Origin of the sequence: Undibacterium sp. Di24W, assembly GCF_049340325.1 — a bacterium.
GTDB lineage: Bacteria > Pseudomonadota > Gammaproteobacteria > Burkholderiales > Burkholderiaceae_D > Undibacterium.
In genome coordinates this window covers 50,946-70,485 of record NZ_JBMPOP010000007.1, presented here as the reverse complement: position 1 = coordinate 70,485, position 19,540 = coordinate 50,946, and the positions used below count along the sequence as shown (strand labels likewise).

The 19,540-nt window shown below is 45.9% G+C and carries 19 protein-coding genes; 8 read left to right on the top strand and 11 right to left on the bottom strand.

What is annotated here, in order from left to right; genetic code table 11:
- The first annotated feature begins 3 nt into the window (after positions 1-3).
- The 3 genes from ACO0KZ_RS15435 to ACO0KZ_RS15425 all read left to right on the top strand — a co-directional run bounded on the left by ACO0KZ_RS15435 (position 4) and on the right by ACO0KZ_RS15425 (position 2,752).
- Positions 4-267 carry a TIGR02450 family Trp-rich protein gene (locus ACO0KZ_RS15435; protein WP_422996771.1) on the top strand — a complete coding sequence of 88 codons (264 nt, stop codon included), beginning with the start codon at positions 4-6 and terminating at the stop codon, positions 265-267.
- Positions 268-556: 289 nt separating this feature from the next.
- Positions 557-1,258 (top strand): SDR family NAD(P)-dependent oxidoreductase, encoded by a 702-nt coding sequence (locus ACO0KZ_RS15430; RefSeq protein ID WP_422996769.1) that lies wholly within the window; start codon positions 557-559, stop codon positions 1,256-1,258.
- Between the two features lie 72 nt (positions 1,259-1,330).
- Positions 1,331-2,752 carry a S41 family peptidase gene (locus ACO0KZ_RS15425; RefSeq protein WP_422996767.1) on the top strand — a complete coding sequence of 474 codons (1,422 nt, stop codon included), beginning with the start codon at positions 1,331-1,333 and terminating at the stop codon, positions 2,750-2,752.
- 292 nt (positions 2,753-3,044) lie between these two features.
- On the opposite strand, the gene ACO0KZ_RS15420 is transcribed toward ACO0KZ_RS15425, so the two are convergent.
- From ACO0KZ_RS15420 to ACO0KZ_RS15380, 9 genes are all read right to left on the bottom strand, one after another.
- Positions 3,045-4,007, bottom strand: a complete 963-nt coding sequence (locus tag ACO0KZ_RS15420; RefSeq protein WP_422996765.1) for a carbon-nitrogen hydrolase family protein — start codon at positions 4,005-4,007, stop codon at positions 3,045-3,047.
- 56 nt (positions 4,008-4,063) lie between these two features.
- The gene (locus ACO0KZ_RS15415) at positions 4,064-5,368 is read right to left on the bottom strand and encodes a hemolysin family protein (RefSeq protein ID WP_422996763.1); all 1,305 of its coding nucleotides are present in this window, start codon (positions 5,366-5,368) and stop codon (positions 4,064-4,066) included.
- A 245-nt stretch (positions 5,369-5,613) separates the two neighbouring features.
- Positions 5,614-6,426 carry a 3-methyl-2-oxobutanoate hydroxymethyltransferase gene (panB, locus tag ACO0KZ_RS15410; RefSeq protein ID WP_422996761.1) on the bottom strand — a complete coding sequence of 271 codons (813 nt, stop codon included), beginning with the start codon at positions 6,424-6,426 and terminating at the stop codon, positions 5,614-5,616.
- Between the two features lie 38 nt (positions 6,427-6,464).
- Complete coding sequence (locus tag ACO0KZ_RS15405; RefSeq protein ID WP_422996759.1) at positions 6,465-6,812, bottom strand: DMT family protein; 348 nt, start codon at positions 6,810-6,812, stop codon at positions 6,465-6,467.
- A 31-nt stretch (positions 6,813-6,843) separates the two neighbouring features.
- Positions 6,844-7,338: a 2-amino-4-hydroxy-6-hydroxymethyldihydropteridine diphosphokinase gene (gene folK / locus ACO0KZ_RS15400; RefSeq protein WP_422996757.1), complete on the bottom strand. Its 495-nt coding sequence runs from the start codon at positions 7,336-7,338 to the stop codon at positions 6,844-6,846.
- Positions 7,325-8,722 (bottom strand): polynucleotide adenylyltransferase PcnB, encoded by a 1,398-nt coding sequence (pcnB, locus tag ACO0KZ_RS15395; protein ID WP_422996755.1) that lies wholly within the window; start codon positions 8,720-8,722, stop codon positions 7,325-7,327. Before pcnB ends, folK begins: the two co-directional genes overlap by 14 nt.
- Complete coding sequence (locus tag ACO0KZ_RS15390) at positions 8,719-9,405, bottom strand: HAD family hydrolase (protein WP_422997230.1); 687 nt, start codon at positions 9,403-9,405, stop codon at positions 8,719-8,721. The genes pcnB and ACO0KZ_RS15390 overlap by 4 nt, the downstream gene beginning before the upstream one ends.
- A gap of 48 nt (positions 9,406-9,453) precedes the next feature.
- Positions 9,454-10,131: a DnaA regulatory inactivator Hda gene (gene hda / locus ACO0KZ_RS15385; protein ID WP_422997228.1), complete on the bottom strand. Its 678-nt coding sequence runs from the start codon at positions 10,129-10,131 to the stop codon at positions 9,454-9,456.
- Between the two features lie 49 nt (positions 10,132-10,180).
- Positions 10,181-11,266, bottom strand: a complete 1,086-nt coding sequence (locus ACO0KZ_RS15380) for an AI-2E family transporter (RefSeq protein WP_422996753.1) — start codon at positions 11,264-11,266, stop codon at positions 10,181-10,183.
- Positions 11,267-11,481: 215 nt separating this feature from the next.
- Here ACO0KZ_RS15380 and purM point away from each other — a divergent pair, with 215 nt between their 5' ends.
- Positions 11,482-12,525, top strand: coding sequence for a phosphoribosylformylglycinamidine cyclo-ligase (gene purM, locus ACO0KZ_RS15375; protein WP_422996751.1), 1,044 nt, complete (start codon positions 11,482-11,484; stop codon positions 12,523-12,525).
- 81 nt (positions 12,526-12,606) lie between these two features.
- Here the strand turns inward: purM and ACO0KZ_RS15370 are convergent, their stop codons facing one another.
- The gene (locus ACO0KZ_RS15370) at positions 12,607-13,107 is read right to left on the bottom strand and encodes a peroxiredoxin family protein (protein WP_422996749.1); all 501 of its coding nucleotides are present in this window, start codon (positions 13,105-13,107) and stop codon (positions 12,607-12,609) included.
- A gap of 190 nt (positions 13,108-13,297) precedes the next feature.
- Positions 13,298-14,773: a S41 family peptidase gene (locus ACO0KZ_RS15365; protein ID WP_422996747.1), complete on the bottom strand. Its 1,476-nt coding sequence runs from the start codon at positions 14,771-14,773 to the stop codon at positions 13,298-13,300.
- 191 nt (positions 14,774-14,964) lie between these two features.
- Between ACO0KZ_RS15365 and ACO0KZ_RS15360 the strand changes: the two genes are divergently transcribed.
- From ACO0KZ_RS15360 to ACO0KZ_RS15345, 4 genes are all read left to right on the top strand, one after another.
- Positions 14,965-15,531: a DNA-3-methyladenine glycosylase I gene (locus ACO0KZ_RS15360; RefSeq protein ID WP_422996745.1), complete on the top strand. Its 567-nt coding sequence runs from the start codon at positions 14,965-14,967 to the stop codon at positions 15,529-15,531.
- A complete protein-coding gene (locus ACO0KZ_RS15355; RefSeq protein ID WP_422996743.1) occupies positions 15,532-16,326 on the top strand; it encodes a methyltransferase domain-containing protein in 795 nt (264 codons plus the stop codon).
- 171 nt (positions 16,327-16,497) lie between these two features.
- Entirely contained in the window at positions 16,498-17,634 is a 1,137-nt protein-coding gene (locus tag ACO0KZ_RS15350; RefSeq protein ID WP_422996741.1) for a M28 family peptidase, read from the top strand.
- 117 nt (positions 17,635-17,751) lie between these two features.
- Positions 17,752-19,437, top strand: coding sequence for a M14 family zinc carboxypeptidase (locus ACO0KZ_RS15345; RefSeq protein WP_422996739.1), 1,686 nt, complete (start codon positions 17,752-17,754; stop codon positions 19,435-19,437).
- The last annotated feature ends 103 nt before the right edge of the window (positions 19,438-19,540 follow it).

Here is a 19,540-nt window from a genome sequence, read left to right as displayed (position 1 = left end):
TATATGAGTCGAATAAATCAAGATCAGCCGTCAGAAGTCAGCAAGCCTATCAAGTTGAATCCAAAAAAACTCTTGCTCAGTAAATGGACGGCGGTACACGTGCTTGCAAAGCAAAAACATTTTTTAGTGAACCGCGTAGTGCAGCCTGAAGACGTGAGTTTGCCGATTGTTGATATTGAGATCGAAGCGGTTTATTCGGGCGAAAAACGAATTATTTTTTGGCGCGAATTACAAGATGGCTCGCGTTGGAAGCAGGGTTGGGTGTGAGGATAGCTAGTGCAATGGAGAAATTCGTAGGGCGGGTGCAACCCGCGCCGCCTAAACGTAGACCGAGCGAGATCGATGCTTGTGCAGCGCGGGTTGCACCCGCCCTGCGAAAGAGTGTTACTTGTCATCGGAAACGCAACCGGATCGGCGTCATTCCTGCGTGCTTTTTAGCAGGAATCCAGCGGCTTAGATTGATAAAGGAGCGCCTCTGGCCTCCTGCATGCGCAGGAATGATCATGAATTTTACTCGTTTGTGTCAAGGTTCTAGTCTCTGAAAAAAGGTTTACCCATGCAATTACATTCTTTCCCTGAAGGTTTTCACGCATGCGTCATCGGCGCCAGTGGTGCGATTGGTGCTGCATTTGTCGCTGCGCTGCAAAATGATCCTCGTTGTGCCAAAGTGGTTGCGTTGCATAGAAACTCAGTGCCCGCACTAGACTTAAGCGATGCGAACAGTATCGAAGCAGCCGCAGCACACATCAAATCACAAGGCCCATTTCATCTCATTATTCATGCCGCTGGTATATTGCATCAACAAGAATTCATGCCCGAGAAAAAGTTGGGTGAATTGAATATGGCGCAAATGCAAACCACCTTCATGGTGAACACCTTTGGTCCTGCCATGATACTGCGCCATTTTTCACTCTTACTCGACAAGCAGCGCGGTGTGTTTGCTTTGTTATCGGCAAAAGTTGGCAGCATAGAAGACAATCGTTTAGGTGGTTGGTACAGCTATCGCGCCTCGAAAGCGGCTTTGAATATGATGATCAAAACGGCCGCAATCGAGATCAAACGGTCACAGCCAAATGCCGTCGTAATTGCCATGCACCCAGGCACAGTTAATTCAGGACTGTCGCAACCATTTCGTGGTGAGCAAATCGGCAGACCACCCGCGCAGGCAGTAAACGAAATGCTTGGAGTCCTCGATGGTTTACAGTCGGAAGATAGTGCGAGCTTTGTCAGCTATATCGGAGAGCGCTTGCCTTGGTAAATGGCGAGGGTAGAATGCAGTCCTTGTATGATGATCGTCGTCATTGTCTAATTCGCTTGAAAGAAACACTTCATGAAATTGAACTTGTCCGTAAAGAAAATAGATTTTCAAAGCTGGTTCAAGCGTGGTCTGTCGTTGGGATTGCTACAGCTTTTGCTCGCTTGCGCGGCAATTGATCCGAATCACATTTTGACTCGCCGCATCGGCAACGATGCACCGCCCGTTGGCGTCGCGCTCGACACAGATACACGGCAGCGTGCCTATGATTTTGTCTGGACCCGCGTGAATGAAGCCTATGTTGATCCAAATTTAAATGGTGTCGATTGGAAGAAAGTCGGACAGGAGTATCAACCTAAGGTCTTGAGCGCGCCGACTGACGAAGCGTTCTGGAAAAGTTTGGACAACATGGTCGGTGAACTGGGTGACGCGCATACGCGCGTACTATCTGCGAAACAGTATGCCTACGATAAAGACAAACGCAGCTATACGGTAGGTTTGGGCGTTGCCGATTTGGGTGGTGAGCTGATCGTGACTAGCGTTGCGAAAGACTCTCCAGCCGAAAAAGCAGGCATCGTTAAAGGCAATAAGATTTTAAGTATTGAAGGTGTCAAAGCGAATGATTGGTGGCAACTCAAATTGAGTAAGGCTCGCAAGAATTCGACAGAGCGCGCACGTTTTAAGACCGTAAAACGTATTCTCAATAGTGGCGATCTGGATGCGCCGTCAGACAGTATCGCATTACAAGTTGAACGCAATGACGGCACCCAGGCTGATGTCACTTTATTGCGCGCAGACTTACCACGTAAAGACAGTTTAAATAGCAAGATGCTAGCCGATGATCTTGGTTATTTGCGCTTGACAGGCTTTGATGCAGGCTTGAGCAAAGAGTTGGATATGACTTATGACAAAGTCAGAACCGCCAAAGGATTGGTGATTGACTTGCGGGGTAATGGCGGCGGCGCGCTTAATTTGTCGATAGCGATGATGAATCAATTGGTGAGTGGAAAAATTGCGATTGGTAAGCGCATCACTCGTACGGGGAAACCAGCTACTTTCTTTTTTGGTCTAATTAGTACCGGGAAATTAGAACTTGAATTGCAAGGCGTGAAGAACCCTTACTTAGGACCCGTGGTAGTGTTGGTCGATAGTGATAGCGCCAGTGCCAGCGAATTTTTTGCAGGAAGCTTGCAAAGTATAGGTCGTGCAAAGATCATCGGTGAAACCAGTTGTGGATGCTTGCTCGGCTATATGGGCTATGCCAATGTGCCGGGCGGTGGCGCATTAGCCTACAGTGAATTAGACTTCGCGCCTATTAATGGCAAACGCATAGAAGGTGTGGGCGTGATACCTGACCAAACCGTCAGCGTCACACGAGCGGACTTATTGCTCAATAGAGATGCAGGATTGGAAGCAGCAGTGCAGATGTTGAAAAATATGCAGCAGGAGAGTGTGATGAAACTGGCTAGCTCGGCTGAATTGAATTTTCAGAACTAATCTGAAGTTTTTGTAGCACTGCATTGATTTTTGGAGTTTGTGCTTTTTGCTCCTTCCACTTCAAGGGGAAGGCTGGGATGGGGATGGGTTTTAGTTGGAATCTTAGCGTTTTGCCGTGAAATTGAAACCCATCCCCTCCCTAACCCTCCCCTTGAAGGGGAGGGAACTTAACACTTGCGCAGCTTTGAAATTGAGTTGGCGCTTATCGTGCCAAGTTCGATACCATGACAATCAATTCATTAGGTATTATCGCCTTAAAAACTGAATAGCCGCCGTTCTTAAAACTTCAAAATCAATCCTCAAAACTCGCCAAATTTTGACGCTGGCGATTCACAATCAAGCGCGTAACATCAGGGCGAGAATAATGCCCAGTCACATCAAAATTTTGCCGTTCACGCCGAACTTGGTTTCGATCCAAAGTGGCGATCAATAAACACTCCTTATCAATAACAGGTTCGATAATCCAACTACCGTTTGGCGCTGCAATGCAAGAGCCGCCATTCGCTAGCATGTCTGGACAACGCGCCAAAATTTTATCTAGGTGCGGCGCGTCAGCTGGAATATCTTGTTTGCGCATCAAGCCCGACACAGCAATACTAAAACTGCGGCCTTCTTTCGCAATGAAGCGGGTTAAGTCTTCTGTATTTCGCAAATTACCAGGCCAAATTCCCACGTGTAAATCTTCACCTTGTGCATACAATGCCGCACGCGACAAAGGCATCCAATTTTCCCAACAATTTAATCCACCCACTGTAAAACCATCCAGCGCATGGGTACGCAAACCATGACCATCACCTGCCGCCCAAGTCAGACGCTCTTCATAAGTCGGAATTAGCTTACGATGCACAGAACCTATCAGCCCGTCAGCATCTATGTACACGCAAGAGCAATACACGCTATAACCAGTGCGATCTTTTGGCCGTTCCAAACAACCGAGCATGACAGCGATCTGATGTGTTTTCGCAGCCAGGCAAATACTATCCAAATCGCCCGCTTCAATATCAACGCCTTGCTGCACGTAATAGGCATGCAAATCTTTTTGTATATCATCATTAAAACGTGCACCGTCGGTCAGATCCAACCAGAATGGATAGCCTGGCAATAAGGTTTCACCAAAACAAACCAGCCGCGCTCCTTGCTTTGCTGCTTGCTGTATGTAGTCGACGATCTTTGCGGTCGTGGCTATGCGGTTGAGCCAGACCGGGGCGATTTGGGCTAGGGCGACGGTGATGTGGTCTTGCTGAGAAGTTTGCATGGAAGATTCCAGAGGATGTTTTTGAAGACAAGTAGATTCTGAGAAGGTAAAAATTTCTAGTCTGGCGTAATGACTTCTGAAACCAATAAACGATCAATACGATTCTTATCCAGATCGACGACCTCGATACGAAATCCAGCCCATTCGAAATATTCCGATGACTTGGGTATGTAGCCAAAGTGAGTTAAAACGAAGCCAGCCAAGGTATGGTAGGAGCCGGAGGATTCTTCTGGAAATCTAACATCGGTATCCAGAACTTCCCGAAACCGATCAAATGAAACTCCACCGTCAATCAGCCAAGATCCATCTTCACGCTGTACAGAGTCAGATTCTGGATTATTGTCGATGGCAGCGACATCACCGACTAAGGCACCAAGTACATCACTTAAGGTGACGATGCCTTCAATTTCACCATATTCATTAATGACTAAAGCTAACTCTGCACGATTTTTTTTGAATGTTTCGAGCAACTGCATTGCACTGAGGGATTCTGGTATGAAGAGCGGAGGCGTGACCGCCTCGGCAATATCGACATCGGCTATAGAGTGTTTTTTGATTGCCTGATCGAACAAATGCCCGCCATGAATGATGCCGATGACATTTGACAGATCGCCTTTGCAAACCGGAAAACGGCTATATGGGCTAGCAGCAATTTTTGCCAAGTTATAGTCAAGCGATTCTTCGATATCAATGAAGTCAATATCCATACGCGGCGTCATTAATGCTGCGACGCGTTGATCGTCAAGGCGCAGTGCGCGTGAAACGATTTCATGTTCAGTTTTTTCAAACAAGCCTGCATCCGTTCCTTCTTTAAGCATGCCAGTAATTTCTTCTTCGGTGACTGCATTATTCTTAGTTTGGTGTAATCCCAACAAGCGTAGCAAGGCTTCTGTCGTAATGGTCAAAATTTTGACAAATGGCCCCATGATGCGTGATAACCATTGCATTGGCGCAGCGATAAGTGAGGCGACCGTTTCTGGATATTGCATGGCAATCCGCTTTGGCAAAAGCTCACCCAGAATTAAAGATGAAAAAGTGATCCCCACCACCACAATCACTAAGGCTATTTCTCTGGAAAATTGCCCAATCATGGGCAGGTGTTCAAGTTTTGGCATGAGTTGTGCAACTAATGACGCTTCACCAAACGCACCATTGAAAATGCCAATGAGGGTAATGCCAACTTGTATGGTGGATAAAAAGCGACTTGGGCTGTCGGAGAGTTCTAGAGCCGCTTTTGCACCACGGCTGCCATTATCGGAAAGTTTCTGTAATCGGATTCGTTTCGAAGAAACTACCGCGATTTCTGACATGGCAAACAAGCCATTGACCAGAATTAAACCAAGGATAATCAATATGTCCATTGTAGGAGGGCACGTCGTATTGCCTTACCCCCATGTGTTAAGGAGCAGATATTGTACCCAGAATTTTCATTGGTGTATGGGATCATATTATTTGATGGGCACCAATCAAATAAAAGTGCTTGTTTCAGGAACACTTTTTTAGTAGGTCGTCCTATCAACGTGAACTTGCTTTGCTTCATAATCAAGAAGGCGCCACTAAAGTAGCACCTCGCCTCATTTCAAAAGCCAAATCTTGATGCGTTTATTTAAAAACAATGCTCAGGCGCAGGGAAACTCTTATCCTTGACTGCTACGACGTAGGCCTTAATCGCAGCATCGATATTAGTTTGACCATCCATAAAGTTTTTCACAAAACGTGCTTTACGACCTGGAAAAACACCGAGTAAATCATGCATGACTAAGACTTGACCAGAGCAGTCAGGTCCAGCGCCAATGCCTATGGTGGGGATGTGTAATAAGTCGGTGACTTCTTTTGCGAGAACTGCTGGGATTGCTTCCAATACCAACAAGGCAGCCCCAGCTTCTTGCAATAACTGCGCATCGGCTTTGAGTAAGTCGGCGGCAGCAGTAGTTTTACCCTGAACTTTGTAGCCACCTAACTGATGTACCGACTGTGGCGTGAGGCCAAGGTGGGCGCAGACTGGGATTGAGCGTTCAGTGAGGAATTTGATGATAGGGGCGATCCATGCGCCGCCTTCGACTTTGACCATTTGCGCGCCGGCTTGTATCAGTTGTACTGCATTGGCAAACGCGGTTTCTGGTGTTGGATAGGTGCCAAAGGGCATATCGGCGACCACGAAAGCTTTGTCATTGCCGCGTACTACGCTGGCGGTGTGGTAGGCGATATCGGTGTTGGTGACAGGTAGAGTAGAGCTGTGTCCTTGGCAGACCATGCCCAGCGAATCACCAATTAGTAAAATTTCGACTCCACAGCGATCCATCATGGCTGCAAAGCTGGCGTCATAACAGGTCAACATAGTGATTTTTTCACCTTGCCCGCGCAGGGTATTGAGTGTCGTGATGGTGACCGCTTTGCGGTCTTGTAAGTATTCAGCCACGATGTTTCCTTTGGTGTGAAGTTGATGAATTTTGAGGCTTAACTTCTAAAAATAAAATAAACAGCGCCTACTAAGCACAATCCTGCCCATACATAGTCTAGCGTAAATGCCTGATTCATACACATCATCAAAAATGGGACGAAGACCAAGAGTGTTAAGATTTCTTGCAGGATTTTGAGTTGCGCCAAACTGTATTGAGTGTACCCGATACGATTCGCTGGCACCTGGAGTAAATATTCAAAAAGGGCGATGCCCCAGCTGACAAATGCGGCGATATACCAGGCTTTGCTGTTGAGTTTTTTGAGATGCCCGTACCAGGCAAAAGTCATGAAGACGTTTGACAGTATCAGTAAGCCAGTGGTTTGGATGATGACCGGGATTTGCATAGCGGCTCTTGCTTGCACTTAAGGTTTTGGGCTACAGCTTACCGATGCCTTGATCCGCAACCGCAGGTGCGAATTCATGTGCAGCACCTTTTCCGGGAATTTCGATAAACGGGTCAAGCTGCAGCAATGGAATCAAGACGAACGCACGATCCGTCATCCGCGGATGTGGCACGGTTAAGTGTTCGGTATTGATTGTTTGCTGTCCATACAGGAGCAAATCGAGATCTAAGGTGCGTGGTGCGTTGCGATATGGGCGTTCACGACCACAGGCCAGTTCTAGCGCTTGTAAATGTTCTAGTAAAGTCTGCGCTTCTAAATCTGTTTCTAAGGCCGCGACGGCATTGATGTAGTCATCGCCACTGGAGTCTATCGGCGCGGTGACGAATAGCGACGAGGCTTGCTTGAGCTGTGTTTGGGGCAAACTGCGTAGCTTTTCAATTGCATACTCGACCATCGCTCGTGCATCGCCTAAATTGGCACCAATACCTATGTAAGCGCTGATCGTCATGGTTTTATTCTGCAGCATCCGCTTTAGGTCTGCTGCTTGCGTTTCGGTTCGGGCTGCGACGTGGTCTACGTTTTTTTGCTGGCGCATTTTCCGCTGCTTTTGTTTTTGGCTTGATGCTCAATAAACGTACGCGGTCTTGCTCATCGCCATTGATAAAGTCTGTCCACCATTCGCCCAACTCAGCATCGATTTCACCGGAAGCACAACGCAGTAATAAGAAGTCGTAACCAGCACGCAGACGATTATTTTCTAATAGTTTGTAGGGCGCTTTGCCGATGCGTTTTTCAAAGCGTGGTTGCATCGCCCAGATATCGCGCATGTCGGTACCGATTTTGCGTTGCAAGGCGAGGGCGTCGGTCTGCGTATTTAACACATCATCGGCAGCTAAATGTAACGCCGGTATCGCTAATTCTCCAGAGACTTTGTAAGCTTCCCATTTTTCTACAACCTGATGCCATAGGAGTGAGGCAAACAAAAATCCAGGAGAGACTGTTTTTCCTTGTTGTACACGCTCGTCGGTGTTGGCGAGAGCCAAAGTCACAAAGCGTTCGCCCAGAGGCTGTTCGAGTACGACATCGAGTAAAGGCATTAAGCCATGATGTAGGCCTTCTTTGCGCAATTGCTGTAAACATGCCATCGCATGGCCGCTCATTAAGAGCTTGAGCATTTCATCGAAGACGCGCGCGCTTGGCACATTATTGATTAAGGCCGCCATTACTTTGATCGGTGCGCGGGTTTCAGCATCTATCGTAAATTTTAATTTCGCAGCGAAACGCACTGCGCGCAACATGCGGATAGGGTCTTCGCGATAACGTAGTTCGGGTACGCCGATAATACGTAAAGTCTTTTTACGGATGTCTGCAATACCGCCATGGTAATCGAGCACCGTTTGACTGGCTGGATCGTAATACATGGCATTGATGGTGAAGTCGCGCCTTACCGCGTCTTCATGTTGTTCACCAAAGGTGTTATCGCGCAAGACGCGACCATGTTCATCTTTAGGCGCCTCGTGCTTAGCTGCGCCACGGAAAGTCGTGACTTCGATTAAGTCTTGCCCGAACATCACATGCACAATTTGAAAGCGGCGGCCGATGATGAAGGAACGGCGGAATAAACGTTTAACTTGTTCCGGCGTCGCATTGGTGGCGACATCGAAATCCTTGGGCTTTACGCCCAGTAACAAATCACGTACTGCACCGCCGACAATAAACGCTTTAAACCCATTATCTTGCAAAGTTTGCGTGACGCGTATCGCATTATTGGATACCAAGTCGGGATCGATGCCATGCTCTTTCGCGTTCAAGACTTTTGGCTTGTTTTTCTTAGCGCTTGCTTTGCCTTGATCGATGGTGTCGTCAGGATTTTTAACGCCTAAGATTTTGCGGATAAATTTCTTAATCATGCTTGGTTATGCAGCTCAAATAATTGTAATGTCGGCCAGCCATGTGCTTGTGCATGGGCTTGTAGTAGTTTATTCGGATTGGTCGCTATCGGGTGGGTCACGATAGAGAGCAAGGGAATATCGTTTTGTGAATCGCTGTAAAAATAACTCTTATTAAAATCACTCAGTTGCTTACCTTGTTGCGCTAGCCATGCCTTCAAATGCATGACTTTGCCGGGACCTGAAGTCGGCACACCTTGTAGTTTACCAGTCAAATTACCTTGCGCGTCTAAATGTGGTTCTGCTGCTAACAAATGTTCGACACCTAGAGCTTGCGCAATCGGTTGCGTGACGAAGCGATTAGTGGCGGTGATGATGGCGATCAAGTCGTTTTGATCTTGATGTTGCTTGAGTAAATCGTGTGCGGCTGGCAAGAGGGCAGGGTTGACCACTTCTTGCATAAATTGTGCATGGTAGTCATTCAATTGCTGACGGGGAAATCGCGCCAAAGTACCAAGTGCAAATTCTAAATATTCGACAGGATCTAAAGTGCCCGCCTTATATTGCTCGAAAAATTCCGCATTGCGACGTCCAAATTCTGCTGCATCGACCGCGCCAATGCGGCAGAGAAATTGACCCCATTCGTAATCCGAATCAATCGGCAATAGTGTGTGGTCAAGATCAAATAGTGCAATATTTTGCATAGATTGTTTACTCATAAGCACGCTCAATGTGCAGGTAAGTCAAAAAAATTATTCTGCATGATCTCTTTGTAATAATTCACGCAATAAGGGAAGTGTAATCGGGCGCTTGGTTTCTAGCGAATAGTGGTCAAGTTCGCCTAACATTGAGGTTAAAGAGCGCATATCTCGGCGGTAGTGTGTAATTAGATAGGGTAACACGCCTTGAGCTAATCCTATGCCTTTTGCCTGTGCTGCGCGCTCTAAGGCATCAATTTTGTCATCATCAGACAAACCTATCACTTGATAAATTAAACCCCAGCCGAGGCGGGTACGCAGATCGTCACGCACATTCAAAATCATAGGTGGGTGATTTCCCGATGCGACAAAGAATGCACCATTCGCACGTGCTTCATTGAATAAAGCAAAGGCGTCAATTTGTGCTGCGGCTGATAATTGATCACAATCATCCAGCAAATAGAGATCGATTTCTGGGCTATACCAAAAACACTCTTCGGGTGCATCTGCACTGATATAGCGTGTGTGCGGATTTTGGGCAATCGCGTGTAGCAGATGCGTTTTGCCAGCACCGGCTTCGCCCCACAAATACACGGATCGTTCTCCGTATTGGCTGGCCGTACGTTCGGAAAACAGGCACAAAATTTGCGCCAATTCCGCATTTTGTCCTACTACAAAAGTATCTAAAGACGGCGGTGTCTCCGCGTCCAGATCGAGTAAAAGCTGTCTCATTGTCATGAAAATCGTCAAAAGCCCGTTGTTACATCATTTATTGCATCATCTATGGTTGACGATAAAAGGAACTGTTTAAGTAGGACTTGCGTAAGTTTTTTGTTGCAACCGAAATCACGGCGGATGCTGGAAGTGCCACTAAAATACCGATAAATCCAAATAATTGGCCAAACGCCATTAAGGCAAAGATGACAGTGAGTGGATGTAAACCGATGCGTTCGCCAACTAATTTTGGCGTCAGAATAAAGGATTCTAAAGCTTGGCCAATACCGTAGATAATGCCAACGGCAATTAAACCTTGCAGATCACTAAACTGTAGAACTGCACTAACCAAGGCTAAGAATAAGCCTAATCCAAAACCAAGGTAAGGAATAAAGACTAGTAATCCAGTCAAAATTCCTACAGGCAATGCCAGATCAAATCCAGCGATAGTCAAACCGATAGCGTAATAACATGCCAACACTACCATCACCAAAACCTGGCCACGCAGGTATTGCGCAAGTAATTCATCGACTTCTTTGAACCATGATTGTGTTTGTGACAGCCAGCGCCTAGGAATGAAGTTATTCAAACGACGAATTAAGGCATGCCAATCAACCATTAAGTAGAACAGCACGATGGGAATCAGAATGAAGTTGGCGAGCATGCCAAGTACTGCTGTTCCACCGACCCGAATCGACGAAAGCACCGCTTTGCCGATTACATCACCACTAGTGGCCAGATGGTCACTGATAATCGCTTTAATACCCTCGCTATCGATACTGGCCTGTATCCCAAAGTCGTGCAGGATAGGGCTAACTAAGGTATTGAATTTGTTTAAAAATAGGGGAATTTGATTATGCAGCAGGGGAATTTGTTTTTGCAAAATTGGCACCATGATCAAGACGATAGCCAAGATACAGGCTACAACCAGTAAAATCATTAAGGTGGCCGCGATCGGACGTGGCAGATGTATCCCTTTGACTTTGACCTTGCAAAGCTTGTCGAGCCAAGGATTGAGAACATACGCCAAAATTGCCGCCACAATAAATGGCATCAAAATAGGGCCAAGTAAAGATAGCAAAAGTATAAATGCGAGTGCAACACTCAACCATGTAATGGTTTGCTTTTGATTGCTGGTCAGATTAAAGGGCATAGTCTTTTCTTGGTTAAGCCAATGTTGAAATCGCTAGTTTGCCTAAAAACTAGGTAAAACCTAGGTCAATTTGTTAAAATAGCGGTTTTGGATGTGCTGAAAATCGATTTTTAAGAATTTAAGCTAAAAAATAAGCTGAAATATAGATTTGGAACATCCTAGTTTCTGGCAATTCCGCTATTTTACCGCCTCAAGCCCCTACTGACGAATATCCTATGAGCACAAATACTCCTGTTTCTCTTTCTTATGCCGACGCTGGTGTCGATATGGTTGCCGGCGACGCGCTGGTTGATGCGATTAAACCATTCGCAAAACGCACGATGCGCGAAGGCGTAATGGCAGGTATCGGCGGTTTCGGTGCCATGTTTGAAGTCAGTAAAAAATATAAAGAGCCAGTGTTGGTTTCCGGTACGGATGGTGTTGGTACTAAGCTGAAATTGGCTTTCCACTTGAATCGTCACGATACCGTCGGCATCGATCTGGTCGCTATGAGTGTCAATGATATTTTGGTGCAAGGTGCGGAACCTTTGTTCTTCCTCGATTATTTTGCTTGCGGTAAATTGGATGTGGCAACGGCGACTGATGTCATCAAAGGTGTGGCATTTGGCTGTGAACAAGCTGGCTGCGCATTGATCGGTGGCGAAACGGCTGAAATGCCGTCGATGTATCCAGAAGGTGAATATGATTTGGCTGGCTTCGCGGTAGGTGCTGTTGAAAAATCCAAGATCATCGATGGCAGCAAAATTGTTCCAGGTGACGTGATTTTGGGCTTAGCGTCTTCCGGGATTCATTCCAATGGTTTTTCTTTAGTGCGCAAAATTATCGAAGTTGCGAATCCAGACTTGAACGCAGATTTCCACGGCCGTAGCTTGGCGGATGCTTTGATCGCACCAACCCGAATTTACGTCAAACCTTTGCTGGCCTTGATGGCGAGCATGGAAGTCAAAGGGATGGCGCACATCACTGGAGGTGGCTTGGTAGAAAACGTACCACGCGTATTGGGCGATAAATTGACGGCAATCCTAGATAGCAAATCTTGGGAAATGCCACCTTTGTTCAAGTGGTTGCAACAACATGGTGGCGTAGCCGATGCAGAAATGCACCGCGTATTTAACTGCGGTATAGGTATGGTCGTGATTATGGCGGCGGATCAAGCAGATGAGGCTCTGGCACAATTAGTCGCAGCCGGTGAAACAGTATTTAAGATTGGTACTATCCGTGCTCGTGAAGGTGATGAGCATCAGACTATCGTGGTGTAATGCAAGCTGCAATTAGTTTGAAATAAAAAAACGCACGTTGATCGTGCGTTTTTTTATGTTGCTCGGATAAATGCAACTCATCTATGGATGTAAAACTTCCCATAAGTTATCCCAATCTTCAGATTTAAACGTACCTTCACGTTTCAGGCTGATTTGTCCATTTGCGGAAATAACAAAATGACTCGGGTCGCTGCTAATGTTGCCAAATCCTTCAAGGGTTTCGGTGCTGCCGCGCCAGATGAGGGGGAATTGTTGATTCTTCGGTACGCTAGCAGCGACAATTTTAGCGTACATCTCAAAATCGGCCTTAGTCTTATCAATATTAATCCCAATTAAGACGAAATTTTTCGCTGCATTGTCTCGAAAAAATTCCCGCATTAGCTTCAAATCTCTTGCGCACACTGTACATCCGCCGCTGTAAAAACTGATTAATACCGTTTTCCCCGCATAATCACGCAGATCTATTTTCCGACCTAAATAGTCAATGCCACTGAGTGCGAGTTTGGGGCTGACTTTGGCTTGTTGCGCCGTAGCGTGAAAACTCAATAAGGAATTTAAAGTTAAACAAAGGAGCAAGCTCATGCAGGCTCGTAAATATCGGGTTTGAATTGGTGCGCGCATTATTTGTTTCGCAAAAAAAGTTAAAGTTATTGCTTAGTCGAACTTATCTGAAAAAACTTACGCACAATATCGAAATAAATTAAAAAATAGTCTAAGAAAAGCCCGCGTATGAAATCCGGGCTTTGTTGTGCGGCTGTTAATTGAACGAGACTTACTTGCGTATGCGATTATTTCTCCAAGGATGAGGATCTGGATCGATAATTTTGCCGTCAATTTGGAAAGGGGCAGCAGGGACGGCAATGCCAGTGATAGCGCATATGCCAGACTTACTATAACTTGCAGCATTGGCTAAAAGTCGTTCACTCAATGAACCCAATTCATTATCAAGGTCATCACTAGCTGGACAAGTGGGTGCGAAACCATTGACATAGCCCCCTTTGCCTGCATCATTTACGCCATCAAATTCAATCGCAAAATAAGCCGTGCCACAGTTATCGGTTTGCGTGAAGCCATAGGGCTTGCCGCAAGTTGTGCCGCCTATGGTGATCACTTTTACAAATGGAGACAGCCCATTGATGATGGATTCACTGGCAGAGCAGGTGCGAGCCGTGGTTAATACAAAGACGCGCGACAAGTTCAATTGAGGCAAATCTTGTCCAGAGCGCGATTTGTTAGTGAATAGAAATTTACTTTGAGCGGTCCAATCGGTATGTTTGTCGTTGTATTGAAGTTGTTCAAAAACACGACCCTGTGCTTTACTGCCTGCAATCATAGACGCTACTTCATTCGCGATATAGATATAACCGCCGCCGTTGTAGCGTAAATCGATCACAAGATCATCAATACCTTGTTGTTGAAAATTGCGTAAGCTGTTGACCAAAGGATCAGATGCTGTTGCGATATGATCGGTGAACACGATGTAGCCTAAACGGCGATTTTCGGGGGTAGTGATGATTTTGTTCTGTAGAACCGGCTGTGTTGTAACGGTTGTTGCCTTCAAATCCACAAAACGAGTCGTGCTGGCACCAACCTCCTTGATTTCAAATCGAGTTGTGGTTTGCGAGCTGGTCGGGTAGAGGGCTGCAACTTGAGCGTCATAACTTAATTGACCAATTGGCGTGCCGTTCAGGCCTACAATTTGCGCGCCGCGCTTAACTTTTTGCAAGTCTGCCGGGGAGTTTGGTTGGATATAGCTGACACGTAATTGATTATTTTGGTTCACCAATTTATAGCCAAAACTGACATCTTCACCTGCTTCAAAATAGCCATCTATCTCACTTTTTGGTGCGGTGAAACTGAAGCGGTCATTTTGTTTAACTAACAGTGCGTCGAAATACAATTGAGGAGTGCTGTAGTTGGCTGGTGGTACGTCAACAATCTGTTTGTACCAAAGATACACATCATTTAAATGCGCGCGAACCCAGCTTTTTTCGACTGCCGCTGTACAAACATTGGCATAGAGGGATGGCGCGCCAATGCTGCTACCTGTTGGTGTTCCTGTACCGGTAGTATTTCCTGTACTACTTGAATTCACGTTGCCAGCGACTGAGCAAAACGCACTATTTTGAGTACACAAACTCGTGTTGTTGGAAGAGCTTCCACTACCGCCGCCACCGCAACTGCTTAGAAGGGTCGTTAGTAATATGGTGCTAAGAATAGAAGCGTTTTTCTTGGACTTATTCATCATTGTAAATACCTATATCAAATAGCATTTTTTTTATTGGCGGTTTCATAAAAAGACAAGTAGTTATAATTGTCGTTTTTAGAAAGCATTGATGCTGGCCAGTATAATCTATGTTTTATGCAATGGTGTTGTTTAATGCTTGAAAAAATAATAATTTAAGCATTAGATTCGACTCCAAATTACTGGTAGAAAATATGACTCAAACACGATGCTCTTGGGCTAACCCAGCTAACTCTTTATATTTGGATTATCACGACAAGGAATGGGGTGTACCTTGCCATGAAGAGTTACGTTTGTTTGAAATGCTTAATTTAGAAGGTGCGCAAGCGGGCCTGAGTTGGGAGACTGTGCTAAATAAACGCGAAAATTATCGACTTGCTTTTGATCATTGGGATGCACAAAAAATATCTCAGTACGACGAAAAAAAAGTGGAGGCTCTAATGCAAAATGCCGGCATCATTCGTAACCGCCTCAAAATTCAAGCAACGATAACCAACGCGAAGTCGTATTTAATGCTATGCAAAGAATTCGGTAGTCTCGATAGCTATTTGTGGGCGCACGTTAATCGACGACCAATTGTTAATACGGGCGAACGAATTATTACAACGGAATTGTCTGATCAGATTTCTAAAGATCTGAAAAAACGCGGCTTTAAGTTTGTGGGCTCGACGATTGTTTATGCTTACATGCAGGCGATTGGTATGGTAAATGATCATGCTCATGATTGTGCTTTTCGTTTCAATGCCGAAAAAACAAAGTAGATGATGGCTAAAAAAAATACGCAAATAATTCCAGTACCGGCTCACCATCCAGATGTGTTTGTTTCCGAGTTTCGGGGCGTGCGATCTCTTCATTTGGCGAGTGCCGTGAATAGTGATGTGAGTTGCGCGCCAATACAAGGCTCTATGCGCCTGGCAGTGCCTGATCAAATTGAACTTGAATATGTGCAGCAGATGAATTTATGGATGTTATTTAATATGCAGCCTAGACATATTGTGCAACTTGGATTAGGGGCCGCTGCTTTAACTAAATTCTGCTACCGGTATTTTCCAGAGGCACAGGTGACGGCGGTCGATTTAAATCCTAAAGTCATCGCTATGTGCCGCGAGCAATTTAAATTGCCTGAGGATGATGAACGTTTGCGTGTCATAGAGATGGATGCGTTTGATTTCGTGCGCAATCCCACTCGTCGCGGCAAGATCGATGTGATACAGGTGGATCTATATGACGCAGAGGCGGAAGGACCTGTATTGGATAGTCCAGAATTTTATCAAGCCTGTGCAGATTGTTTGAGTGATGAAGGTATGTTGACAGTCAATTTGTTTGCAAACGATCAGCAGCGCGCCAAAAATATCGCTGCCATGCAAGCATGTTTTGAAGTCGTAGTGTGGTTGCCGGAAGTACATGACGCCAATGTGGTTGCAATAGGCTTTAAAAGTGCACCTGAAGTTGACTTCGAATTGTTATATCAGCGGGCGGCCATATTGCGGGTAAACTACAAATTGCAGGCACCTATTTGGGTCAATGGCTTAAAAGCTTGGATGCAATCTGAATAATTAAAAACACGTATGTGATGTTTATCTTGGGAACTATATTTGTAAAGTAGACTCAGAGCTTGGTTGAAGTCAAAGACTTGATTGGGAAAAATGCTCTGCTAAAGCGATACTCTAAATTGCGACATTTACCTCTAAAATAATTTTGTAGTAATAATTTCTAATGGGATAGGTATGAACTTTACGCCACGATTACAACTAATTGCATCCGCTTTAATAATTTCTAGCAGTCTTGTTGCTCCCTCTACGTTTGCGCAAAAAGCACCTAGTGCCGCAGCCAAACTGAGCCCTGTGATGCAAGCCACAATAGAACGTATTTCTGCGGAATCTATGCGTGGCCATTTGACTTTTCTTGCCTCAGATTTGTTAGAGGGGCGCGACACACCATCGCGTGGCTTGGATTTAGCAGCGGAGTATATTGCCGCACAATTTCGAGTTATTGGCTTAGAGCCAGCAGGTAATGACGGTTATTTTCAAACGGCAGACTGGAATGTATTAAAGAAAGAATTACGTCGCCGCCCTGGTGCACCAGTGCCACCAGCCGAAGCTGAGCCTACGTCGCCAACTATCGTGCGTAACGTAATCGGTGTCTTGCGTGGTTCAGATCCGGCGTTGAAAGAGACTTATGTGCTGGTGACGGCGCATTACGATCACATAGGCATGAAAGCGAATGCTGAAGGAGATAAGATTTTTAACGGTGCCAATGATGATGCTAGTGGCACGGTTTCGGTAATTGAGTTAGCGAAAGCTTTTGCGGGTATGAAGGATCGTCCAAAACGCAGTATCGTTTTCATGACTTTCTTTGGTGAAGAAAAAGGATTGGTAGGTTCACGCTACTACGGCAAGAATCCGGTCTTTCCGATAGAAAAAACAGTTGCCGGTATCAATATTGAGCAAGTCGGTCGTACCGATGATTCAGAAGGCGCTCAAGTCGCATCAGTGGGCGTGACAGGTTTTGATTTTTCCGAAGTCGGTGCCATTATCAAACAGGCGGGCGACAAGACAGGTATCCATGTTTGGAAACATCCAGTGAATAGTGACAAGTATTTTGGTGCTAGTGATAACCAAGCCTTGGCGGATCAGGGTATTCCAGCACATACGATCAGTGTGGCTTATGGTTTCCCTGACTACCATGGTTTAGGTGATGAAGCGAACAAGATCGATTACGAGAATATGGCGAAAGTTGATCGCGCTGTTGCGGTTGCCATTGAACATATCGCTAACAGCAAAGATGCACCCAAGTGGGATGAAAAAAATCCTAAAGCTGCTAAATATTTGGACGCGTGGAAGCAAGGCAAGACCAACAAATAATTTCTGGAAACTTTGTTTGAATGACTAATTAAAAACGACTTAGGTGATGGCTCGCTTAGGTCGTTTTTTTATACAAGTGTTTCGTCATATACGTTCGTAACCTGATAAGAAGAAAAAATGAAATCTATGAAAAAAACGGTGTTAGCTCTCAGTGTGTTTGCAGTCATTACTTCTTCTGTACAAGCAGGGGATAAATCCAAAGATGCCAATTGGCCACAAGCGCGTTTTGAGCAAAATCATTATCAGAGCACCAGCACGGTTGCAGATGTGGCGCAGTTCATGGCGGAATTGCAGAAAAAGGATAAATCCTTGAGTCGATATCAGCCCAAAAAAGCGCCGCTCACCACGGAGACGGGGCAACCCTTAACTGCCTGGCGCCTCGCTTCGACGGGGAAAGATCCTTTGCATGTATATATCAATGCTGGTATCCACGCGGGTGAAGTGGAAGGAAAAGATGCGATGCAAATTATCTTGCGCGAATTAGTGCAAGGGAAGTATCCAGAAATCCGTCAGTCGATAGAAATCGTGACACTACCAACTTATAACGCTGACGGTGCTGATGCCCAAGATCCCTTAAATCGCCGTCATCAGCCAAATCCTGCAGGTGGCGTAGGGCCGCGTGAAAATGCGTTTGGGATAGACCTGAATCGCGACATGATGAAAGCGGCTGCCGCAAATACGCGTTGGATGCTGGCGATGTATCAAGACTTTCAGCCGGCGGCGGTATTTGACTTACACACGACCAATGGCAGTTATCACGGCTTTCATATTACTTACGAGCCAGCTTGGGCGACGGGTGGCGACGCGTCTTTACAAGGGCTTAATCGCAAGATGCTGACCGATGTGCGTGCCACCATGCTGCCGCGTGGGATGCCAACCTATGATTACGGCAATTTTCGCTACGACAAAGATAAGCAGATTGATGGTTGGGAATCGGCTTTTTCTACGCCTAATTTAGTCAGTAATTACCCGACGCTGCAATATGCTTTGGGTGTTCTGGTCGAGACCTATGTGTATCGTAGCTATAAAGAACGCATAGAAGATAATCGCCTTTATGTGGTGGAATTATTGCGGTGGCTAGCGGCAAATAAAGAGCAAGTCAAACGTGAACAAGTCGCCGCGAAAGTACGTTGGGCTGATCAATGGAAAAATAATGACGCGCGCCTGCCATTGCGTACTGAAATGACTTTGGCGGAGACCTATACTTTCGATGTGGTTGATCCGGTTAAAGATGCTAACGGCCAAATCATAGGCGAAAAATCGCGCACCAAAAGGGATTTGCCCGCCTATGTTGCCTTCAAGGCCGTCGATGAAATTCGCGTACCGCAAGGCTATCTGGTTGATCCAGCTTATGCCGAAAAACTACGCCCGATTTTGGAAGCGCATGGTTTGAAAGTGCTGCCTGGTTCAGCACGCCCTAAAGATCAGGCTTTGATGTATTTCCACGAGACTGAACGCAACATCGCGAAGGATACTTTCCAGGGAATTTTTACTGCTCAAATTAAAGGGCAGTGGAAAGAGCAGATTCCCGAGAAACGTGCCGGCTATAGCTGGACTAATGAGACTTTAGATAAAGCCATGTATGTGCCTTTGAATCAACCATTAGGTCGTTTAGGTTTTTATCTGCTTGATCCGCGCAGTGGTGATGGGCTGGTGTACTGGGGCTATTTGCATGCCTATTATGCTAGAGGTAAAGGCATGTGGGGCGAGCCGCCGCGTCAACCGATTTTGGCAATTGGTGGCAGCGCAAGTGGCGCTGAGCGAGCAGCAGATGCGCGAAAACCGGAGCGGGTGCAAGAATAGGGTTAGTGAATAGCGTTCAATGGAATAACGAGAAGATTTCTTTTTACTAAAGCTGGTGCTGCATGACGATAGAGAAACGACATTTTGCTGGTTTTTTCTGATC